The organism is Haloarcula sp. CGMCC 1.2071, assembly GCF_037078445.1.
GTDB classification, from domain to species: Archaea; Halobacteriota; Halobacteria; order Halobacteriales; family Haloarculaceae; genus Haloarcula; species Haloarcula amylolytica.
Map to the genome: position 1 here is coordinate 420,411 of NZ_JAYMGY010000001.1, position 17,846 is coordinate 438,256.

A 17,846-nucleotide genomic window follows, 5' to 3' on the forward strand; every position below is an offset into this window, starting at 1 on the left:
CTATTAATTTAATACGAGTAAATGAGTAACCAAAGGAATGGAGGGTCGCAGAGTGACCAGTGGTGTGGGATGACGCCGTCGGACAGAACGCTGTCTACGGCGGATGTAGACGACGTGTTCGAGGTTTTGGCTGATTGGCGACGCCGTGCCGTCTGTCACTACTTCGCGAGCGGTGACCAGACGGCCGCTGACGTCACGGCGCTAGCCTCGGCAATATCGGAGCATGGAGAGACGAGCACGGTCGATGCAACAGATACGTCACCCTCGACGATCCGAACACAGCTCGAAGAGGAGCACCTGCCAGTCCTCCACCGGATCGGGCTCATCGACTACGACGAGCGAAGCGGCGCAGTGAAGTACTGGGGGTCCCCGACCGTAGAAAAGTGGGCGGACCACGCGGAAGCTGTCACGCAGCGGACCGACTTCTAATCGACCGGCGGGCCGCATCTGGGGGGATGTGGCCTGTCGGAGCCACTACTCCTTTTTAATAGGGGTCCGAACGCCGGAGCATGGATCTCCCACCGGTCGGACTCGGCACGATGGGTATCGAGGACGAGGCTGTCGTTCGGACAGCCATCGACTGTGGCTACCGCCACCTCGACACCGCTCAGATCTACGACAACGAAAGTACTGTGGGTGCAGGCATCACCGCCGCCGACACCGATCGGGCTGACCTGACTGTCGCGACGAAACTCTGGATCGACGCCCTTGAGGCGACCGCTGTCCGTCCAAGCACGGAAGCCAGCCTCGACCGACTCGGTCTCGACGCCGTCGACCTCCTGTACGTCCACCGCCCGCGTGGCGACTACGACCCCGAAACGACGCTGCCTGCCGTCGAGGCCGTGCGCGAGGCGGGACTGACCGAGCACGTCGGGCTCTCGAACTTCGAGCCGGACCAGTTGACTGTCGCGCGCGAGCACCTCGACGGAATTGCTGCACACCAAGTCGAGTTCCATCCGCTATTCTGGCGCGAATCGCTGCTCGCTGACGCCCAGAAACACGGCTACCCGCTGGTCGCGTACGCACCGCTGGCCGGCGGTCGCGTGTTCGAGGACCCGACCGTCGTCGACATCGCCGACCAGCACGACACGTCGCCGGCCGCCGTCAGCATCGCGTGGGTGACCAGCTACGAGAACGTCGTCACAATCCCGAAGGCGTCTTCCCGACCCCATCTCGAGGCCAACCTCGCCGCTGCCGACCTGGAACTGACCGACGCCGAAATTGCGCGCATCGAGGCCATCGAGCGTGAAGAAGAGCTGTTCCCGGAGTGAGTCATACGCCGTTCGACACGAGCGGTGAGTCGTGGTCTGAGACGGTCTAGTGCGGCGGTTCCGCTGCAGTGTCCGGGACTCGTCTCTCCCTTCCGAAACCCGAAAACAACGGCGGATACCGATACCGTTTGGCTACGCGTCTTTAAGTGTGCTCTTCGTAGTCAGTATACATGACAGCTGCCAGTACCACTGCAACGACAGTACTCCAGGCGACACAGTCAGACGTGCTCCAGGAGATACAGTCGAATTTCCTCCTGAACTCATCGCTCTGGGTGAACATCGCGCTGGCGGGCGTGGTCATCCTCCTGTTCGTCGCGATGGGTCGGGACATCGAGTCGCCCCGTGCAAAACTCATCTGGGTTGCGACGATGCTGGTTCCGCTGGTCTCGATTTCCAGCTACGCCGGTCTGGCCTCGGGCCTGACGGTCGGCTTCCTGCAGATGCCGCCGGGCCACGCTCTCGCCGGGCAGGAAGTCCTGTCACCGTGGGGCCGCTACCTGACGTGGACGCTCTCGACGCCGATGATTCTCCTGGCGCTGGGCCTGTTGGCTGACACCGATATCGCGTCGCTGTTCACCGCCATCACGATGGACATCGGGATGTGTGTGACCGGCCTCGCCGCCGCACTAATTACTTCCTCGCACCTGCTGCGGTGGGTATTCTACGGCATCAGCTGTGCGTTCTTCGTCGCGGTGCTGTACGTCCTGCTCGTCCAGTGGCCGGCCGACGCAGAAGCTGCCGGGACGAGCGAGATATTCGGGACGCTCAAGCTCCTGACCGTGGTCCTCTGGCTCGGCTATCCGATTCTCTGGGCGCTGGGTTCCGAAGGGGTGGCCCTCCTGGGCGTCGGCGTCACCTCGTGGGGCTACTCCGGTCTCGACATCCTCGCGAAGTACGTCTTCGCGTTCCTGCTCCTGCGTTGGGTCGCCGCCAACGAAGGCACCGTCTCGGGGTCCGGGGCGAGTATCGGCTCCGGCGGCGCTGCGCCCGCAGACGACTGAGATACGCGTCGCGAACGCTCCTCTTTATTTTGCCCGTTCTATACATCTCCCGGCCGCTGTTCTTCCCAACCGTGCTCACTCGGTCCCCTCGTAGCGGCCACCCAATCGGCAACCAGTGGCTGTCGTAGGTACACTCGCCGGCACCTGAGTCGCTCACAATCCACCGAAGTCAGAAACGAATATGAGACAGCGTTCGATTGACTAGTCTGTATGCCCTCCCCTTTCGAAAACCCGGTCGTTCGCTACGGTATCCCACTGGGCAGCGCCACGGTAGTTGCGGCTGTCGCGTTCCTCTTCCTTGAGGGAACGATACGGTACGTCGCACTCGGTATCGCTGCGCTCGAAGTTGTGGTCACGCCACAGATTCTGAAACAGGCGGCGTCGAACGCATAGTCGGGGACGGGTCGTACTCCCGTCCTCGTGTCGGATACAGTGTGTAGCCCTGCGGCTGTCTCAAGACGTGCCGAACTCGAACCGCTGCGAGACAGTGCGCTCGCGTGTCGTTCCTCCCCGTCGTCGGGCGGTGGTACCGCCCGACTGCCTGCGGGACCTTCGGTCCCGCTCTGCTCGCGATTCCGAGGTTCTTCCCCGCGGTCAGAACCTCGCTTCCTACGGGCTCAGACGCTGCCGATCTCGCGGGAACAGAACCGCTTCTCGGATGTTCTCTAACCCGAGCATCGTCATGATGAGGCGCTCGCCGCCGAGGCCCCAGCCGGCGTGGGGCGGCATGCCGTACTTGAACATCTTGGTGTAGTACTCGAAGGCTTCCGGGTCCAGGCCCTGCTGTTCGAACCCTTCGACGAGGTGGTCGAAGCGGTGCTCACGCTGGCCGCCAGAGACCAGTTCCATCGACGGGTGCATCATGTCGAAGCCGGTCGAGACCTCCTCGTCGTCGTCGTGGTCCTTGATGTAGAACGGCTTGATCTCGCTGGGCCAGTCGGTGATGAAGTAGTGCTCGCCGACTTCCTGCCCGAGGACGTGCTCAGCCTCGGTCGAGAGGTCGTCGCCCCACACCAGCGGCTCGTCGAGTTCGCCGGTGGCGTTGATGCGGTCCAGGGCGTCCTCGTAGGTGAGTCGCGGGAAGTCGCCCTCGGGGGCCGCGAACTCGTCTTCGAGGCCGAGCGCTTCCAGTTCGTCCTGACAGTTCTCGGCGACGCCCTCGTAGGCGGATTGGACGACGTGTTCGCAGGCGTCCATCGCTTCGGTGTGGTCGTAGAACGCCGACTCGAAGTCGATGGAGGTCGCCTCGTTGAGGTGCCGCGGCGTGTTGTGCTCCTCGGCGCGGAAGATCGGGCCGATCTCGAAGACGCGTTCGAGGCCGGAGCCGACCATCAGCTGCTTGAACAGCTGCGGGCTCTGGTTCATGAACGCTTCCTGCCCGAAGTAGGTGATCGGGAACAGCTCGGTCCCGCCTTCGGTCCCCGTAGCGACGATCTTCGGCGTGTTGATCTCCGTGCAGTTGAGGTCGCGGAACGCCTCGCGGACCGACCGGAGGACCTCTGCGCGGATCTCGAAGATGGCCTTCACCTCGTCCTTGCGGAGGTCGAGCGTGCGGTTGTCGAGGCGGGTCGGCAGTTCGGCGTCGACCTTGCCCGAGGGGTCGAGCGGGAGTTCGGGGTCGGCTTCCGAAATCACGTCGACGGACTCCGGCGTGACTTCGACGCCGGTCGGGGCGCGCGGCTCCTCCTCGACGTCGCCGGTGACCGAGATGACCGACTCGCGCTGGACGTTCAGCCCCGTCTCCACGAGGTCGTCGTCCATCTCGTCTTTCTCGAACTTGACCTGAATCTTTCCGGTGGTGTCCCGAAGGATAAGGAAGGCGATTCCACCGAGGTCTCGGATCTCGTGGACCCAGCCGGCGACGGTGACCGTGTCACCCGGCGCTGCGTCCGTCGTGTAGGTTCGGTTTTCCATGGACGTTGGTTCTTGTGGGCCTAACTTAAGAACAGTCTTTCGAGGCGAGGGCGCAGGTCCCTCTCGGACGCGGTGGTCTCGGGACAAGACGCCATTGATGCGCAGGCCCGGCAGAAGCGATAGCTCGGTGCCGTGTAAACAGAGTAGCCGTTGACAGTGTGTTTTATATGAAACACTTTCAAATCCGACTACATGGCCCTCCCCCGATGGTTTCCCGTCGCACGGAAAGAGGCAGTCGCGTTACTCAAATCGAAAGGAACCTGGATACTTGCGCCCCTGCTCGTCGTCTGGGGGTATGGTCCCACATACGAGAGCTGGGACGTGCTCGGCCCGAACGTCACGGTCGGCTTCGTTCAGGTCGCCGGGTCAATCCTCCTCCCGCTGGGTGTGCTGTTGCTGACGTATCGGTCGATTATTCAGGAGCGCACGTCGGGCAGTTTGAAATTCCTGCTTGGACTGCCCCTCACGCGAACTGATATTCTCATCGGCAAGGTCTTCGGTCGGAGCGTCGGGGCTATGCTCCCGTTTGCCCTCGCAACAGTTATTCTCGGCGTGATTGGCGGTGTCAAGTTCGGCCTGTTCTCCCCGTTACGTTTCATCGGCGTGTTTCTGGTGACAGTGCTGTACATCGTTGTGCTCGTGTCAGTCGCAACAGCGGCATCGGCAGCCACGACCAGCACAGTCCGTGTCACCAGCGTACTCTTCGGCGGTTTCTTTCTACTTTTGACGCTGGGGTGGAAACGCATCGGCGTCGGTATCTATTCCGCTGTGACCGGCAACGCAGTCAATCCGCTCGAACCGCCGGCTGACGGTCTGTTGTTCGCTATACTTCGGCTTTCGCCGGGTCGAGCGTACCGAACTGTAACGAACTGGATACTCGGACTGGCGAACTCCGGTGGCCAGTACACGTCAGTCATCGACGTGCTGTATCCCGGTATCTCAACCAACGAGTACGTCGTTGATGTAGCCTTTAGTGGACAGCCAGTTCCGGTCTACCTTCACGAATCGCTCGGCCTCGTCGTACTGCTTTTCTGGGGTGTCGTCCCGCTGGCACTGGCCGGCTATCGGTTCAAGCGAGGTGACCTCGCATGACGCCGCCGGCAATCGAGACCGACGGGCTTTCGAAGCAGTACGGCGAGACTGTTGCGCTCGATGCGCTGAACATGACCGTTGCACAGGGCGAGGTGTACGGCTTCCTCGGCCCGAACGGTGCCGGCAAGTCGACCACTATCAATCTGCTGATGAACTACATCAAACCAACGTCGGGAACGGCCCGCGTTCTCGGCCACGACCCGTGGAACGATGTCGTCGCCTGCCACCAGCGCGTCGGTATCTGTCCCGACCGCTTCGAGACCTACGAGTCGCTGTCCGCGCGGCGGCACCTCGAACTGGTGATCGATACGAAGCGTGCGGACGACGACCCACGAGCACTGCTCGAGCGCGTGGGACTGGCCGACGCTATCGAAAGACCCGCTGGCGAGTTCTCACAGGGGATGGAACAGCGGTTGGCACTCGCGATGAGTCTCGTCGGGGAGCCGGACCTCCTGATTCTCGACGAGCCGTTCACCGGGCTCGACCCCCACGGCGTCGCGCTGGTGCGAGATGTTGTCGAAGCCGAGTCCGAACGCGGTTCGACGGTGTTTTTCTCCAGTCACGTCCTCGGGCAGGTCGATCTGGTCTGTGACCGCGTCGGGATTCTCTACGAGGGGGACCTCATTGTCGAAGGGACCCTGCCGGCGCTCCGGGACACCTGTGACCTTTCGTCTGACGCGACAGTCGAAGACATCTTCATGACACTGACTGACGGCTCCGCTCACGCCGGGGCGGTGGACGCATGAACCGCCGCCAGTATCTGGCCGTGTCGACGGCGGCGCTGTCCGGTCTCGCCGGCTGTCTCGGCGATACCGAGTACACTATCTCCAGCGTGGAGACCGAGGATGGTTCGCACCCGCTGGCACTCGATGTAACACCGGCTGACCGGGCTATCGAGATCGAAAGCCCCGGTCGGCTGGACATAACGCTCCGAAACACCGGGACACAGGACCTCAGAATCAAGAACACCGGCGTCTGGCCACTCGGGGTGTTAGGACTGGTTTCAGCAGGCGATTCGGGGTCGCTCGACGTCTTACTACTGACTGACGAGTATGCGGAGGTAGATACCGTCGAGATACGGCCAAACGGGGCGAACAAAGACAACGCCCCACTCACCGGAACGCTGGAGGCTGGTGAATCCATCGAGCGGCAGTACGAACTCATCGGGCGGCGGGTTTCAGGTGCCGGCACGTACACGCTGCAGGGCTACTTTGACGAAGTTCCCCTCTCCTACCGCACTGGCGAGAATACCGACTGGGTCGCGTATCACCCGACGGTAACCGTAACACTCACCGAACAGTCGGTGCTTTCCTGAGACACAGCGGCGTCTGTGGCTCGAATCCCCATAGCGAGTCGCCGTGTTGCTGGCGAACCACAGCGGAGTGTCGAGGACAGTCGGGCGATACCAAGGCGTCGGGACAATATCCTGAACCTTTGTACTGGTAGCCGTCAAAACAGCCGACATGGCCGACGCGGAGTACCCTATCGACGATCTGGACCGGAACATCATCTACGCGCTCCAGCAGGATGCGAGACACACGTCGGCGAGTGAGATCGCTGAATCGCTTGATGTCTCCGCACGAACTGTTCGGAACCGAATCACAAAGCTCGAAGAGGCCGGCGTTATCGCCGGCTACGATGTCGATGTCGATTACGAGGCTGCGGGGTATCAGCTCCATACGCTCATCGTCTGTACGGCACCGATCCACGAGCGCGAGGAGGTCGCACAGCGGGCGCTCGAGGTGTCCGGCGTCGTCGCCATCCGGGAAGTCATGACCGGAGCCGACAACGTCCACGTCGAGGTGGTCGGCACCGACGGCAACGACCTGAGCCGCATCGGCAGGGACCTCAACGACATCGGACTGGAGGTCGTCGACGAGGACCTTATTCGGAACGAGTACACCCGGCCGTTCCACCAGTTCGGGCACGACGACCCCGGTCCAGACACTAAGTAATATAAGCTTCCGAAAATTGATTATATGCATAAATAGATCCGGAATCGGAAACAGGTCCTAGATATTTATCGGATGTCGGAACCAATGGGTGCGTATCGGTCGGGTAGCTCCGACCTCTACGAACCCATGATCTCGCTTACAGGACTCCGCGAACGAGTGGACGACGACATCGACCCCCCGTCGGTGCTGGTCATCAGTGACTGTCACGTCGGGTCTGAGGTAGTAACGACGTTAGATCGAGGTACCGATGCCTGTCTCGTCACCGACCACGACGGCGTTGCCGGGCAAACGCCCGACGACACCCGCGTGGTAGTCGGTGACGGGCGGGAGCGTGCTGTGCTTCAGGACGCCGGGGCCGAAACGACCGATGTCGCCCTGATCTCGATGCAGACGGACCACGGGGCGTTCCTCGTGACACAACTGCTTCGGACGCAGTTCGATGTCGAAACCGTGGTCGTCGTGCTCAATGACCCACAGCATCGATCGGCGTTCGAGTCGGCTGGCTCGACGGTGATCTGTGGCTCACGCATCCTGGCGACGGAACTGGAACGCGCTGTGGAAACAACGCTCCAGACGGCCGAAATCGCCTAACAATGGCAAAGGACCTGGAACGCGACCTCGGACTGCTGTCAGTGGTAGCGATATCCATCGGCGCGATGGTCGGCAGTGGTATCTTCATCTTGCCGGCGCTGGCGGTGAAAGACGCCGGGGCCGGCATCATCGCCGCCTACCTCCTCGCGGGCGTGCTCGTCCTTCCCGCCGCACTCAGCAAGGCCGAGATGGCGACGGCCATGCCGGAGGCCGGCGGCACGTACGTCTACATCGAGCGGTCGATGGGGCCGCTGCTGGGCACAGTTTCGGGGCTCGGAACGTGGTTCTCCCTCTCGTTCAAGGGCGCGCTCGCGCTCGTCGGCGGCGTGCCGTACCTCGTTCTTCTGTTCGATCTACCAATCAAGCCGGTTGCCATCGGGCTCGCCGCCGTCCTCATCCTCGTCAACATCCTCGGCGCGGAACAGACCGGCCGACTCCAGATCGGCATCGTTGCGGTGATGCTCGTGGCTATCGGCTGGTTCGTCGCCGGCGGCGGCCCGGCAGTCAACACCGCGAGTTACGGCGGGATGTGGGACTACGGCATCGAGGGTATCTTCGCCGCGACCGGCCTCGTGTTCGTCTCTTTCGCGGGCGTGACGAAGATCGCCTCCATCGCCGAGGAGGTAGAAGACCCGGACCGCGTCATCCCACTCGGGATGCTGGGCTCGCTCGGCTTCACGACGCTGTTGTACGTGCTCGTCGTCGCCGTCGTCGTCGGCGTCATCCCGCTCGACCAACTCGCCGGGAGCACGACGCCCATCGCGGACGCGGCCGAGGCGACGCTGGGAACTGCTGGCGTCGCGGCCGTCGTTCTCGCGGCGATTCTGGCGCTGGTCAGCACGGCCAATGCCGGCATCCTCTCCTCGTCGCGGTACCCGTTCGCCATGAGCCGTGACGGCCTCGCGCCCGACCTGTTCAGCACGGTCAGCGACCGGTTCGGCACGCCGGTGACCGCGATCACGCTGACCGGCGGCGTGATGTTGCTGCTCATCCTCTTCGTTCCGATCCTGGAGATCGCGAAGCTCGCGAGCGCGTTCAAGATCCTCGTCTTCGCGCTCATCAACGTCGCGCTCATCGGTTTCCGGGAGAGCGATGCCCCGGACTACGACCCCTCCTTCGAAGTGCCGCTGTACCCGTGGACGCCGATATTCGGCACCATAACCGGCTTTGCCCTGCTGACGCAGATGGGCCTGATCGCGATCGTCGGGGCCGTCGGTATCGTCGTCGGCAGCATCGTCTGGTATCTGGGTTACGTCCGGCCGCGAGTCACGAGGGAAGGGGCGATCAAGGAGTCCGTCCGCCGGAGCATCGGCGACCGCGCGCTCGACCGGACCGAGGAGACGCTCGATGAGACGACAGAGACCTCCGTGCTTGTCGCGCTCCCCGAAGGCTCCTCGCGACAGAGTGAAGCGACACTGCTGGAAATCGGGGCCGCGCTCTCGCCAGCCGGCAGCAGTCTCTCGGTCGTCCAGTTCGACGAAGTGCCCGACCAACAGCCCCTCGATTACGCCTCCGGCGTCCAGTCCTCTGACGACCTCGAGTTCGAGTGCCGGACCGACACGCTGGCGGCTGAGTTCGATGTTCCCGTCGAGTACGGTGAACTCGTAAGCCACCACCCCGAGCGGGCCGTCGCCAACGCGGTCGACGAGCGGGACGTCGACGTGCTCCTGGTGGAACGGGGCGCGTCGTTCGAGGACTCGCTGTTGGGCGACAGTATCGACCGCATCCGGAAACAGACCGACTGTGACACCATCGCTGTCGACGCACAGTCCCTCGAATCGTTGGAAACAATCACGCTGGTCACGACCCGCGGCCCGTACGACCCGCTGAAAGTCCGCGTCGGCAACGCTGTCGGGACGGAGACCGGAGCCGACCTCCAGTTCCTCTACCCGCTCGACGAGCGCCAGTCCGCGGAGGAACGCCAGCAACTCGAAGCGTACCACGACGACCTGCTGGACCTCTGTGACGTGCCGACGGAGCGGACCTTCGTGGACCGGCAGGACCTCTCATCGGCGATAGACGCGGCTGACAGCGACAGAACGCTCCTGATACACGCGAACAACGGTGGACTCGCGGCTCGTACGTCAAACGACGACGGGTCTACGCAGTCAGCAATTCAGGACAGCGACCACGCGTCGATGGAAGTAGACACGAAACGCCATCCGGGGGGCGTCGTCGGTCGATTGCTCGAGCGGCTGGCGTTCTAGCTACTTGACCGTCGCCGTCGCGTCTTTCGCGCCTTTCACCGTCTCTCGAACCGCGTCGACACCCTCGTCGTGGACGAGGTCGCCGACGACGATGGTGTCCGCGTGCTGTGCCATCGTGCGGGCGGACTCGTAATCGTGGATGCCACCGCCGTAGAACAGCGTGGCGTCGTCGAGGATGTCCGCGGCGGCGGCGACGATGTCGGTGTCGCCGAGCATCCCCGAGTACTCAACGTAGACGATCTCCTGCCCGAGGAGGTGTTCGGCGGCTTCGGCGTAGGCGGCCACGTCGTCCGCGTCGAGGTCGCAGTTGGCCTGCGTGTAGGACGCCACCGACGCCTCCGGGTTCATCACGATGTAGGCCTCGGTGAAGGTCCGCGACCAGTCGATATCGTCGTCCATGCGTATCCACTCCTTGTGCGCGCCGGTGATCCAGGCCACGTCGCCGGCGTTCATCACGACCGGGATGAGATAGCCGTCGTGACGGTCGCTGTGGACGACCGATGCGGGGTTGGACGGCTCGATGTACACGGGGATGTCGTGTTTCCCGCAGGCGTCGACGACCCGCTTCATCTTCTCCTCCGTCATCCCGGTCGTCCCGCCGACCTCGATGGCGTCGGTCCCCGTCGCCGCGACGTCTTCGAACGTCTCTCCGTCGACCAGCATCTTGTCGGGGTCTATCTTCACGATGTGGTCCCAGTCCGCCCAGTCGCTCATACCTGCCAGACTTGCGCGTGGCCGTATAACCGCTTCGGATACACCGACCACAGTGGGTCACACTGACAGCCCGCCCAAACAGCCACGCTGACAGCCCACCCGAACAGCCAGATAGCGACCGAGTGGTGTCGGCCCCATACGTATATCTCCGAAGATTTATGATGACTATGTTACAATCGTCAGACAATGACCGCGGACAAGCGCCGGTACGTCGTCGCTGCTATCCGGGCCGCGCTCGTTCTCACAGGCGCTGTCGTAACGGTGGCAGTGCTGTACTCGTTTTCGACGATGCCGACAGCGTCACCGTCCGGCAACGGCTTCGTCCGCGGGCTCTCGTATCTGTTCGGTAGCGTTTTCTTTATTCTGGCGCTGGGCGGTGCCGGACTCGGCATCGCCTTGCCATCGCTGCTGGGGGCTGAGGACGCGCTGGCGTTCGACCGCTGGCAACGCCGCTGTCTCCAGGGCGCTGGCGGCCTCTTCGTCGGAGGGTTCGTCGTCGGACTGACGGCAGGACTGCTCACCGAGTTGCAGTTCGGTCTCTTTCTCTGGCTCGTCGCCATCGTCCTTGCCGTGCTCGTCGTCAGTTGCGTCTTGGTCTGGCGACTGTTCGAGGTGTTCGTTACCGCACTGGTTCGCCTCATCGCCGCGGAGACCGGCGAGTGACGCGCACAGTTCCCGCCGTACTACGGTAACGCTGATACCGGCGCCAACCGAACACGCCAGCCGTGCAGCGACTTACGACAGTCGAGACGGTCCACGAGGACGGGTCGTGGCTGTTCACCGCCGAAGACGCCTACGGCGACCTGGAGGAGGTCGTTCTCGTCCCCTGCGAGGACGGCGTCGAGGCATGGGTGAACCGATGTACGCACGAGGCACAGCGGTTCGACACCGGGCGAGGCGTCCCGATGCGGGACGACCAGCTCATCTGTCCCCGACACGGCTCCCTGTTCGACGCCTGTGACGGCGGCTGTGACAACGGCGACGCCGCGGGGACGACGCTCCCTGGCGTCGAAATCTCGGAGACTCACGGCGACGTGTTCCTCACGGACGACGACTACACGTTCGCCCACGAGGGCGGTATCGATGACGACGACGGCCCGAGTTCCACGTCTCACCTCCAGCTGTGACCACTGGCCACAGCATCGACCGGGACCGACTGCGGGCGGGCGTCGTCGAGTGCCCGCTCTGTGAGCGCCAGATTCCCGAGCCGGTGGCACACGCGGTCGTCTACGGTGCCGTCGACCCAGTCACAGCCGACAACGCGGAGGCCGTCGAGTGTCCGGTCTGTGACGGCGTGACGTTCGTCGCCGACTGACCGGACCGAATGTTAGGCTTCCAGTTCGTCCTGCCACTCCCGGACCTGCGTGGCGCTGACACCCTGCACCTCGGTAGCGACGATGTCGGGGTCGGCCTCCCGGAGCGCCGCCAGCGAATCGACGCCGGCATCGCCGAGCTTCTCCGCGGTCGCCGAGCCGATGCCGCTCAGGTCTTCGAGGTCCTCGACGGCGGTGCGGGCCTGGTACTCCTCGTAGTTGCAGATGGGACAGCCCAGTTCCCAGGGGTCGTCGCTGTCGGCGTCGATGACCAGCTCCGGGAGGTCGTGCTCCTCGCAGAACGCCTCGGTCACCGAGATGTCGCCGTTGCGGGGCAGCGGCAGCGAGTAGTCACAATCGGGGTAGCGCGTACAGCCGACGAGCCGGGAGCCTGAGCGGAGGTGTTTGATGGCCAGCTCGCCCCCCTCTGCTTCGTCGCCGTCGCCTCGTTGCTCCTCCGGAGCAACGCCGCATTCCGGACACGGCCCGATGACCTCGTCCTCGCTCTTGTCGGCTTTCTCGGCCTCACAGCGGGGGCAGCCGTGGACGAAGGTGTCCCGGCCGGCGAGCATCTTGACGTGGTGCATGTCGTGTTCCTCGCAGTGGTCTTCGAGCACCTGCGGCTCACCCGTCGACGGCAGCGGCAGCGTGTTACGACACTCGGGGAAGCCGTCACAGCCGACGAAGTACGACCCCTGGCGCGAGCGCCGGACCAGCATGTCCTCGCCGCATTTCGGACAGGGGCCGAGCGTCTTGTCGGCTTTCAGCGACTCCTGGAGGTGCTCGCCGATCTCCTCGCGGGAATCGCGCAGTTCGTCGAACACCCGCTTGAGCATCTCGCGGGACTCGTCGGCCACCGTATCGAGCGACTCCTCGCCGTTGGCGATGGCGGTCATGTCAGCCTCTAGCCGGGCGGTCATCTCGTCGCTGACGACGTGGTCGGCGAACTCCTCGGCGGCCTCGACGACGGCCATCGCCAGCGTCGTCGGGCGGGGCGGGTCGCCCTCGATGTAGCCGCGGTCGTACAGTTTCTCGATGGAGTTGTGTCGGGTCGACTTCGTCCCCAACCCTTTATCCTCCATGGTCTGAATGAGCCGCGACTGGCCGTAGCGACGCGGCGGCTGGGTCTGTTTGGCTTCCATCCGCACCTCGGAGATGGCCAGCTCTTCCCCTTCCTCAACGTCGGGGACGTGGTTCTCGCTGGCGCTGGAGTAGGGGTACACCTCGTGGTAGCCCGGTTCGACCAGGCGCTTGCCGTTGGCCTTCAGCGAGCGGCCGCCGGCGTCGGCGACGACGCGGAGGTGCTCCCACGTCGCGGCCTCGGCGACCGTCGCGAAGAACCGTCGGACGACCAGTTCGTAGATCTCCCACTCGTCGTCCGAGAGGTCGACCTTCGGCGGAATCTCGCCCGTCGGGTGGATGGGCGGGTGGTCGGTGGTCTCCTCGTCGCCCTCGGTGGCGGTGATGTCGTCTTGCTCCAGCAGCTTTTCGGCGTCCTCGCCGAAGTGGCCGGCACCGACGAACTCGTCGAGCAGGGCGTCCTCTTCGAGGTCGTCGGGATACACCGTGTTATCCGTTCGCGGGTAGGTGATGTAGCCGGTGGTGTACAGTTCCTCGGCGATAGACATCGCCTGCTGGGCGGAGTAGCCCAGCGAACTGGCGGCGGAGATGAAGGCGGTGGTGTTGAACGGCGTCGGCGGGCTGTCGGTGCGGGTCCGGCGGCGGACGCTCGTCACCGTCGCCGCGTCGACGCCCGTCAGGTCGGCGTAGGCGTCGTCGGCGTCGTCCTCGACCCAGACCCGCTCGGCCTCCTTCCCGTCGTCGTCGTAGAAGTACTGGGCCTCGAAGCCCGAGCCGTTCTTCTGGAGGTCGGCGAAGATCTCCCAGTAGTCCTCGGGGTCGAAGGCCTGGATCTCGCGCTCGCGGTCGACGATGAGCTTCAGCGTCGGCGACTGGACCCGACCAACGGAGATGAAGTCGTCGCCCAGTTGCCGGGCCGACAGCGAGAGGAAGCGGGTCAGCGCCGCGCCCCACACGAGGTCGATGATCTGGCGGGCCTCGCCGGCGGCCGCCAGGTCGAAGTCGATGTCGTCGGGGTTGGCGAAGGCGTCCCGGACCTCCCGCTCGGTGATCGAGGAGAAACGGACGCGGTCGACGGGCGCGTCGGTCTCCTCGCGGATGAGTTCGTAGGCCTCCTTGCCGATGAGTTCGCCCTCGCGGTCGTAGTCTGTCGCAATAGTGGCCTCGTCGGCCTCCCGGGCCAGTTGCTTCAGCGTCGTGACGATGTTCTCTTGGGTCGGCTCCTTCGTCACGTCGGCGTCGATGAGTTCCACCGGCTCCACGTCGCGCCAGTCGTTGTACTCCTCGGGGAAGTCGACGCCGACAACGTGGCCGGAGAGGCCGACGACGCGGGTGTTCCCCCACCGATAGACGTTGACGCCGTTTTGCCGGCTCGCGGACGCGCTCCCCTCGGAGAGGATCTCCGCGATGCGGCGGGCGGCGTTGTCCTTCTCGGTGATAATCAGCCGCATCAGACACCACCTGTCTCTGTCATTACCCGTCGCTACGGAGTCAATTGTTCTAAAGGCTTTCGGGAAAATCAGGCGACAGCGCGGGTGTGCGGGCGCTTGCGGGGCCGCTCGCGCTCGCGCGGAGGTAGCCTCTTACCACTCGGTAGCGGTCCCGCACTGCCGCCGTAACCGGCGGCACTTATCACTTCGATGCACTCTTGCCACTGCCACCCCGACTGCCGGTATGGATCGCCGGACGACCAAACTCCTCCGCGGAACCGCCGCCGCACTCGTCTTCTCGACGGCGGCGTTTCACCTCTGGTGGGGTCTCCCGCGAAGCATCATCTACGCGCAGGCGATCGAGGGACTGTTGGGACAGGGGCTCCCGCCGGACCCCCGCCCGTTCCTGTTTGTCGCCTTCGCCGCGGTGTTGCTCGCCGGCCCGTATCTCATCACCCGGGGCGTCATCGGCCTGCGGAACGCCTACATCGCCGGGACGCTCCTCATGATCACGTCCATCGCCGGCTGGGTGTTCTGGCACGCTACTGGACACGGTGCCTTCCTCGTCGAGGGGTTCTCTGCACCGTCGTCCGGTGGCGGCGGACACCACGGCGGGAGTACCGCGTTGCTGATACTAGACCATTTCAACACTGAACCGACCGAATCAGCTATCAAGACCCTCGAAGCCCTCGCCGCTGCGATATTCGTCACGCTGCTGTGGAAGGACCCCGCGATCATCCCGGGCGAGCGGCGCGAGAGCGTCGAGTCGAACGCGTCGAGCGAATCGTAGCACGCAGCTCAGCGTAGCGGCTATCGGGCCGGCCTCTCAAATCAAATTCACCTGTACGATTCAGGATCGATTCGGCAAGGAAACGGCGGTATCGTGACATTTATCATCAATAGTATGTCTCTTGTTACAGGATGGAAACCTCTATCCCGGATGTGATATGGGACCCAGGGATGGACCGGGTGTTCGAGGCGTTGTTTACCCGCCGTCGACGAATGATTCTGTTTATGGTAAAACAGAGTAGTCCACGGCCGATTGTCGACTTTCTCCCCAGAAGTGCCGGGGCCAGAAACACCGAAACCGAACTCCGCCACGACGACCTGCCGCGGCTGGCCAGTCTGGCATACATCGACTGGGACCGAGCGGCCGATGAAGTATCGCGGGGCCAGCGATTCGACGAAATCGAACCGATGCTCGACCTGCTCGAGAACCACGCTGATGAACTGCCGGCCGACTGGCCACAGCGGTGACTGTGACAACTCACCACTGTGCCGCGCAGGCCGAGTAGGACGCTGTCTTAGCTCTCCAACTCCTCGCGAAGCAGCCCGTTCACGTCGCCGGGGTCGGCGCTCCCGCCGGTCTTTTGCATGACCTGCCCGACGAGGAAGTTGATTGCGCCGTCCTCGCCGTTATGGTAGTCCTCGACGGCGTCGGGGTTTTCGTCGATGGCGTCCACGACAACCTGCTGGACCTCGTCGCCGGAGGTCTTGCCAAGCCCTTCGCGGTCGACGACAGCGTCGGGGCCGTCGCCCGTGTCGAGCATCTCCCGAAGCACGGTCTCGTGCGCGTTTTTCGCCGTGATATCGTCCTCGGCGACGAGTTCGACGAGCCGGGTCACTTCGTCGAAGCGGTCGTCGATATCGGTGATGGCCATGTCGCGGTAGTTCAGTTCGCCGAGTAGATTGTCGGCGACCCAGGTCGCAGCGAGGTTGGCGTCGAAGCGCTCGGCCACGTCCTCGAAGAAGTCCGCCACCTGCTTCGTGCTCGTGAGCTTCGAGGCGGCTTCCTCGCTGAGGCCGTACTCCGCGACGAACCGCTCGCGGCGGGCGTCGGGGAGTTCCGGAATCGGGACCTCGTCCTTCCAGTGGCTCACGCGAAGCGGCGGCAGGTCGGCCTCCCGGAAGTAGCGGTAGTCTTTCTCCTCTTCCTTCGAGCGCATCGACACCGTGTTGCCGTGCGTTTCGTTGAAGTGGCGGGTCTCCTGCTCGACGGCGCGGCCCGACTGGATGAGCTTCCGCTGGCGGGAGGCCTCGAAGGAGAGCGCCTGCTCCGCGCCCTTGTGACTGGAGATGTTCTTGACCTCGGTGCGGTTGGCGTCTTCGAGGACGGATTCGTCGATGTCACCGTCGTCGTCCACCTCGCTGGCGTCGACCATGGAGAGGTTCGCGTCGATGCGGAGGCTGCCGTCCCGCGTCGCGTCGAACACGCCCAGGTACTCAAGCACTTCTTCGAGCTTTTCGAGGAACGACCGGACCTCGCCCGGCGCGCGGAAGTCCGGTTCCGTGACGATCTCCATCAGCGGCGTCCCGGCGCGGTTGTAGTCGATGAGAGTGTAGTCCGCGCGCTCGATGGAGCAGGTTCGGGACTCCAGCGGCCCGGTGCCCTCTCGGACGTGCTTGATTGAGCCGGGGTCCTCTTCGAGGTGCGCCCGGCGGATGTCGACGCTGCGGCGCTCGCTCTCGACGGAAAATTCGAGTTCGCCGTCCTGGCAGATGGGCGAGTCGTACTGCGTGATCTGGAAGTTCTTCGGGAGATCGGGGTAGTAGTAGTTCTTCCGGTGGAAGGTGGTCTCCTCCGGGATGTCGGCGTCGATGGCCTTGCCGACCTTCACGGCGGCCTCGACCGCCCCCTCGTTGATGACCGGGAGCGCGCCGGGAAGGCCAAGACACACCGGGCAGGTGTGGGTGTTAGGTTCGGCATCGGCCACGTCGGTCGAACAGCCACAGAAGATCTTCGTCTCCGTCTCGAGCTGGACGTGGACCTCCAGCCCGATGACGGCCGCGAGCTCGCGGGCTTCGGACGCTTGCGCAGTCATTGTCCGGGATTCGGTGGCGCGTGGCTAAAGGCTAACGACCCTGTACAGTGTCGGGAGGGGACTCGATCCATCGGACCGGACGTATCACTCGGACTGCCAATGTCTGACGTAGGTATAAGTGTCCACAATGGCTGGGTTACGGATATGTGCGGCAACCGAGTCGAGGAACTCGAAACGCGCGTCAGAGAACTGGAAGCGTCGGTCGAAGGACTGACCGACGAACTCGTCGAATGCAAGGTCCGCATCCGTGAACTCGAAGCCAGCGTCGACGAAGACAACGGATTCAGCGCTGACGAGTCCGACTCGGAGGAATCGGCCGCTACCCCGACGGAGGCCGACACACCTAACACCGAGGATACCGACGAGGTTGATAACAGGGAGGAAGCCGAGGCCGCGTCGGAGACCGAGACCGAGGAGGACTCGGAGTCCGACATCATCGTCGCGTAGGGCTGTCGG

The 17,846-nt window shown here is 63.8% G+C and carries 20 protein-coding genes; 16 read left to right on the forward strand and 4 right to left on the reverse strand.

The window, feature by feature from the left end; genetic code table 11:
* Positions 1-69 precede the first annotated feature (69 nt).
* The 4 genes from VI234_RS02150 to VI234_RS02165 all read left to right on the forward strand — a co-directional run bounded on the left by VI234_RS02150 (position 70) and on the right by VI234_RS02165 (position 2,665).
* A complete protein-coding gene (locus VI234_RS02150) occupies positions 70-429 on the forward strand; it encodes a DUF7344 domain-containing protein (RefSeq protein ID WP_008312718.1) in 360 nt (119 codons plus the stop codon).
* 80 nt (positions 430-509) lie between these two features.
* On the forward strand, positions 510-1,271 hold the full coding sequence (locus tag VI234_RS02155) for an aldo/keto reductase (protein ID WP_336329114.1): 762 nt from the start codon (positions 510-512) through the stop codon (positions 1,269-1,271).
* 170 nt (positions 1,272-1,441) lie between these two features.
* Positions 1,442-2,272, forward strand: coding sequence for a halorhodopsin (gene hop / locus VI234_RS02160; protein WP_008312723.1), 831 nt, complete (start codon positions 1,442-1,444; stop codon positions 2,270-2,272).
* Positions 2,273-2,482: 210 nt separating this feature from the next.
* Positions 2,483-2,665, forward strand: a complete 183-nt coding sequence (locus tag VI234_RS02165; protein ID WP_336329115.1) for a hypothetical protein — start codon at positions 2,483-2,485, stop codon at positions 2,663-2,665.
* Between the two features lie 216 nt (positions 2,666-2,881).
* Here VI234_RS02165 and aspS read toward each other — a convergent pair whose 3' ends face one another.
* Entirely contained in the window at positions 2,882-4,186 is a 1,305-nt protein-coding gene (gene aspS, locus VI234_RS02170) for an aspartate--tRNA(Asn) ligase (protein WP_008312727.1), read from the reverse strand.
* A gap of 192 nt (positions 4,187-4,378) precedes the next feature.
* On the opposite strand from aspS, the gene VI234_RS02175 reads away from it, so the two are divergent.
* The 6 genes from VI234_RS02175 (at position 4,379) to VI234_RS02200 (ending at position 10,031) form a co-directional block, all read left to right on the forward strand.
* The gene (locus VI234_RS02175) at positions 4,379-5,278 is read left to right on the forward strand and encodes an ABC transporter permease subunit (RefSeq protein ID WP_336329116.1); all 900 of its coding nucleotides are present in this window, start codon (positions 4,379-4,381) and stop codon (positions 5,276-5,278) included.
* The gene (locus VI234_RS02180; RefSeq protein ID WP_008312730.1) at positions 5,275-6,024 is read left to right on the forward strand and encodes an ABC transporter ATP-binding protein; all 750 of its coding nucleotides are present in this window, start codon (positions 5,275-5,277) and stop codon (positions 6,022-6,024) included. Before VI234_RS02175 ends, VI234_RS02180 begins: the two co-directional genes overlap by 4 nt.
* A complete protein-coding gene (locus VI234_RS02185; protein WP_008312732.1) occupies positions 6,021-6,593 on the forward strand; it encodes a hypothetical protein in 573 nt (190 codons plus the stop codon). Before VI234_RS02180 ends, VI234_RS02185 begins: the two co-directional genes overlap by 4 nt.
* Positions 6,594-6,741: 148 nt before the next feature.
* Entirely contained in the window at positions 6,742-7,233 is a 492-nt protein-coding gene (locus tag VI234_RS02190; protein ID WP_008312734.1) for an Lrp/AsnC family transcriptional regulator, read from the forward strand.
* Between the two features lie 126 nt (positions 7,234-7,359).
* A complete protein-coding gene (locus tag VI234_RS02195; RefSeq protein ID WP_049943084.1) occupies positions 7,360-7,824 on the forward strand; it encodes an NAD-binding protein in 465 nt (154 codons plus the stop codon).
* 2 nt (positions 7,825-7,826) lie between these two features.
* Positions 7,827-10,031, forward strand: coding sequence for an APC family permease (locus VI234_RS02200; protein WP_336329117.1), 2,205 nt, complete (start codon positions 7,827-7,829; stop codon positions 10,029-10,031).
* Here the strand turns inward: VI234_RS02200 and VI234_RS02205 are convergent, their stop codons facing one another.
* Positions 10,032-10,745, reverse strand: a complete 714-nt coding sequence (locus tag VI234_RS02205; protein ID WP_336329118.1) for a phosphoglycerol geranylgeranyltransferase — start codon at positions 10,743-10,745, stop codon at positions 10,032-10,034. It abuts the gene before it with no gap.
* Between the two features lie 186 nt (positions 10,746-10,931).
* Between VI234_RS02205 and VI234_RS02210 the strand changes: the two genes are divergently transcribed.
* The 3 genes from VI234_RS02210 (at position 10,932) to VI234_RS02220 (ending at position 12,060) form a co-directional block, all read left to right on the forward strand.
* On the forward strand, positions 10,932-11,408 hold the full coding sequence (locus tag VI234_RS02210; RefSeq protein WP_008312738.1) for a hypothetical protein: 477 nt from the start codon (positions 10,932-10,934) through the stop codon (positions 11,406-11,408).
* A gap of 62 nt (positions 11,409-11,470) precedes the next feature.
* Complete coding sequence (locus VI234_RS02215; RefSeq protein ID WP_008312739.1) at positions 11,471-11,872, forward strand: Rieske (2Fe-2S) protein; 402 nt, start codon at positions 11,471-11,473, stop codon at positions 11,870-11,872.
* Entirely contained in the window at positions 11,869-12,060 is a 192-nt protein-coding gene (locus VI234_RS02220) for a hypothetical protein (RefSeq protein ID WP_336329119.1), read from the forward strand. Before VI234_RS02215 ends, VI234_RS02220 begins: the two co-directional genes overlap by 4 nt.
* Before the next feature lie 12 nt (positions 12,061-12,072).
* On the opposite strand, the gene VI234_RS02225 is transcribed toward VI234_RS02220, so the two are convergent.
* Positions 12,073-14,589: a DNA topoisomerase I gene (locus tag VI234_RS02225; protein ID WP_336329120.1), complete on the reverse strand. Its 2,517-nt coding sequence runs from the start codon at positions 14,587-14,589 to the stop codon at positions 12,073-12,075.
* A 223-nt stretch (positions 14,590-14,812) separates the two neighbouring features.
* Here VI234_RS02225 and VI234_RS02230 point away from each other — a divergent pair, with 223 nt between their 5' ends.
* The gene (locus VI234_RS02230) at positions 14,813-15,358 is read left to right on the forward strand and encodes a hypothetical protein (protein WP_008312745.1); all 546 of its coding nucleotides are present in this window, start codon (positions 14,813-14,815) and stop codon (positions 15,356-15,358) included.
* Between the two features lie 170 nt (positions 15,359-15,528).
* The gene (locus VI234_RS02235) at positions 15,529-15,825 is read left to right on the forward strand and encodes a hypothetical protein (RefSeq protein ID WP_008312747.1); all 297 of its coding nucleotides are present in this window, start codon (positions 15,529-15,531) and stop codon (positions 15,823-15,825) included.
* A gap of 47 nt (positions 15,826-15,872) precedes the next feature.
* Here the strand turns inward: VI234_RS02235 and gatB are convergent, their stop codons facing one another.
* Complete coding sequence (gene gatB / locus VI234_RS02240; RefSeq protein ID WP_336329121.1) at positions 15,873-17,390, reverse strand: Asp-tRNA(Asn)/Glu-tRNA(Gln) amidotransferase subunit GatB; 1,518 nt, start codon at positions 17,388-17,390, stop codon at positions 15,873-15,875.
* 144 nt (positions 17,391-17,534) lie between these two features.
* Between gatB and VI234_RS02245 the strand changes: the two genes are divergently transcribed.
* Positions 17,535-17,837 (forward strand): DUF7518 family protein, encoded by a 303-nt coding sequence (locus VI234_RS02245; RefSeq protein WP_008312751.1) that lies wholly within the window; start codon positions 17,535-17,537, stop codon positions 17,835-17,837.
* Positions 17,838-17,846 lie beyond the last annotated feature (9 nt).

Bases quoted from the DNA above. Each gene is read 5' to 3' on its own strand.
- VI234_RS02150 (WP_008312718.1), top strand. From the start codon at position 70: ATGACGCCGTCGGACAGAACGCTGTCTACGGCGGATGTAGACGACGTG.
- VI234_RS02155 (WP_336329114.1), top strand. From the start codon at position 510: ATGGATCTCCCACCGGTCGGACTCGGCACGATGGGTATCGAGGACGAG.
- hop (WP_008312723.1), top strand. From the start codon at position 1,442: ATGACAGCTGCCAGTACCACTGCAACGACAGTACTCCAGGCGACACAG.
- VI234_RS02165 (WP_336329115.1), top strand. From the start codon at position 2,483: ATGCCCTCCCCTTTCGAAAACCCGGTCGTTCGCTACGGTATCCCACTG.
- aspS (WP_008312727.1), bottom strand. From the start codon at position 4,186: ATGGAAAACCGAACCTACACGACGGACGCAGCGCCGGGTGACACGGTC.
- VI234_RS02175 (WP_336329116.1), top strand. From the start codon at position 4,379: ATGGCCCTCCCCCGATGGTTTCCCGTCGCACGGAAAGAGGCAGTCGCG.
- VI234_RS02180 (WP_008312730.1), top strand. From the start codon at position 5,275: ATGACGCCGCCGGCAATCGAGACCGACGGGCTTTCGAAGCAGTACGGC.
- VI234_RS02185 (WP_008312732.1), top strand. From the start codon at position 6,021: ATGAACCGCCGCCAGTATCTGGCCGTGTCGACGGCGGCGCTGTCCGGT.
- VI234_RS02190 (WP_008312734.1), top strand. From the start codon at position 6,742: ATGGCCGACGCGGAGTACCCTATCGACGATCTGGACCGGAACATCATC.
- VI234_RS02195 (WP_049943084.1), top strand. From the start codon at position 7,360: ATGATCTCGCTTACAGGACTCCGCGAACGAGTGGACGACGACATCGAC.
- VI234_RS02200 (WP_336329117.1), top strand. From the start codon at position 7,827: ATGGCAAAGGACCTGGAACGCGACCTCGGACTGCTGTCAGTGGTAGCG.
- VI234_RS02205 (WP_336329118.1), bottom strand. From the start codon at position 10,745: ATGAGCGACTGGGCGGACTGGGACCACATCGTGAAGATAGACCCCGAC.
- VI234_RS02210 (WP_008312738.1), top strand. From the start codon at position 10,932: ATGACCGCGGACAAGCGCCGGTACGTCGTCGCTGCTATCCGGGCCGCG.
- VI234_RS02225 (WP_336329120.1), bottom strand. From the start codon at position 14,589: ATGCGGCTGATTATCACCGAGAAGGACAACGCCGCCCGCCGCATCGCG.
- VI234_RS02230 (WP_008312745.1), top strand. From the start codon at position 14,813: ATGGATCGCCGGACGACCAAACTCCTCCGCGGAACCGCCGCCGCACTC.
- VI234_RS02235 (WP_008312747.1), top strand. From the start codon at position 15,529: ATGGACCGGGTGTTCGAGGCGTTGTTTACCCGCCGTCGACGAATGATT.
- gatB (WP_336329121.1), bottom strand. From the start codon at position 17,390: ATGACTGCGCAAGCGTCCGAAGCCCGCGAGCTCGCGGCCGTCATCGGG.
- VI234_RS02245 (WP_008312751.1), top strand. From the start codon at position 17,535: ATGTGCGGCAACCGAGTCGAGGAACTCGAAACGCGCGTCAGAGAACTG.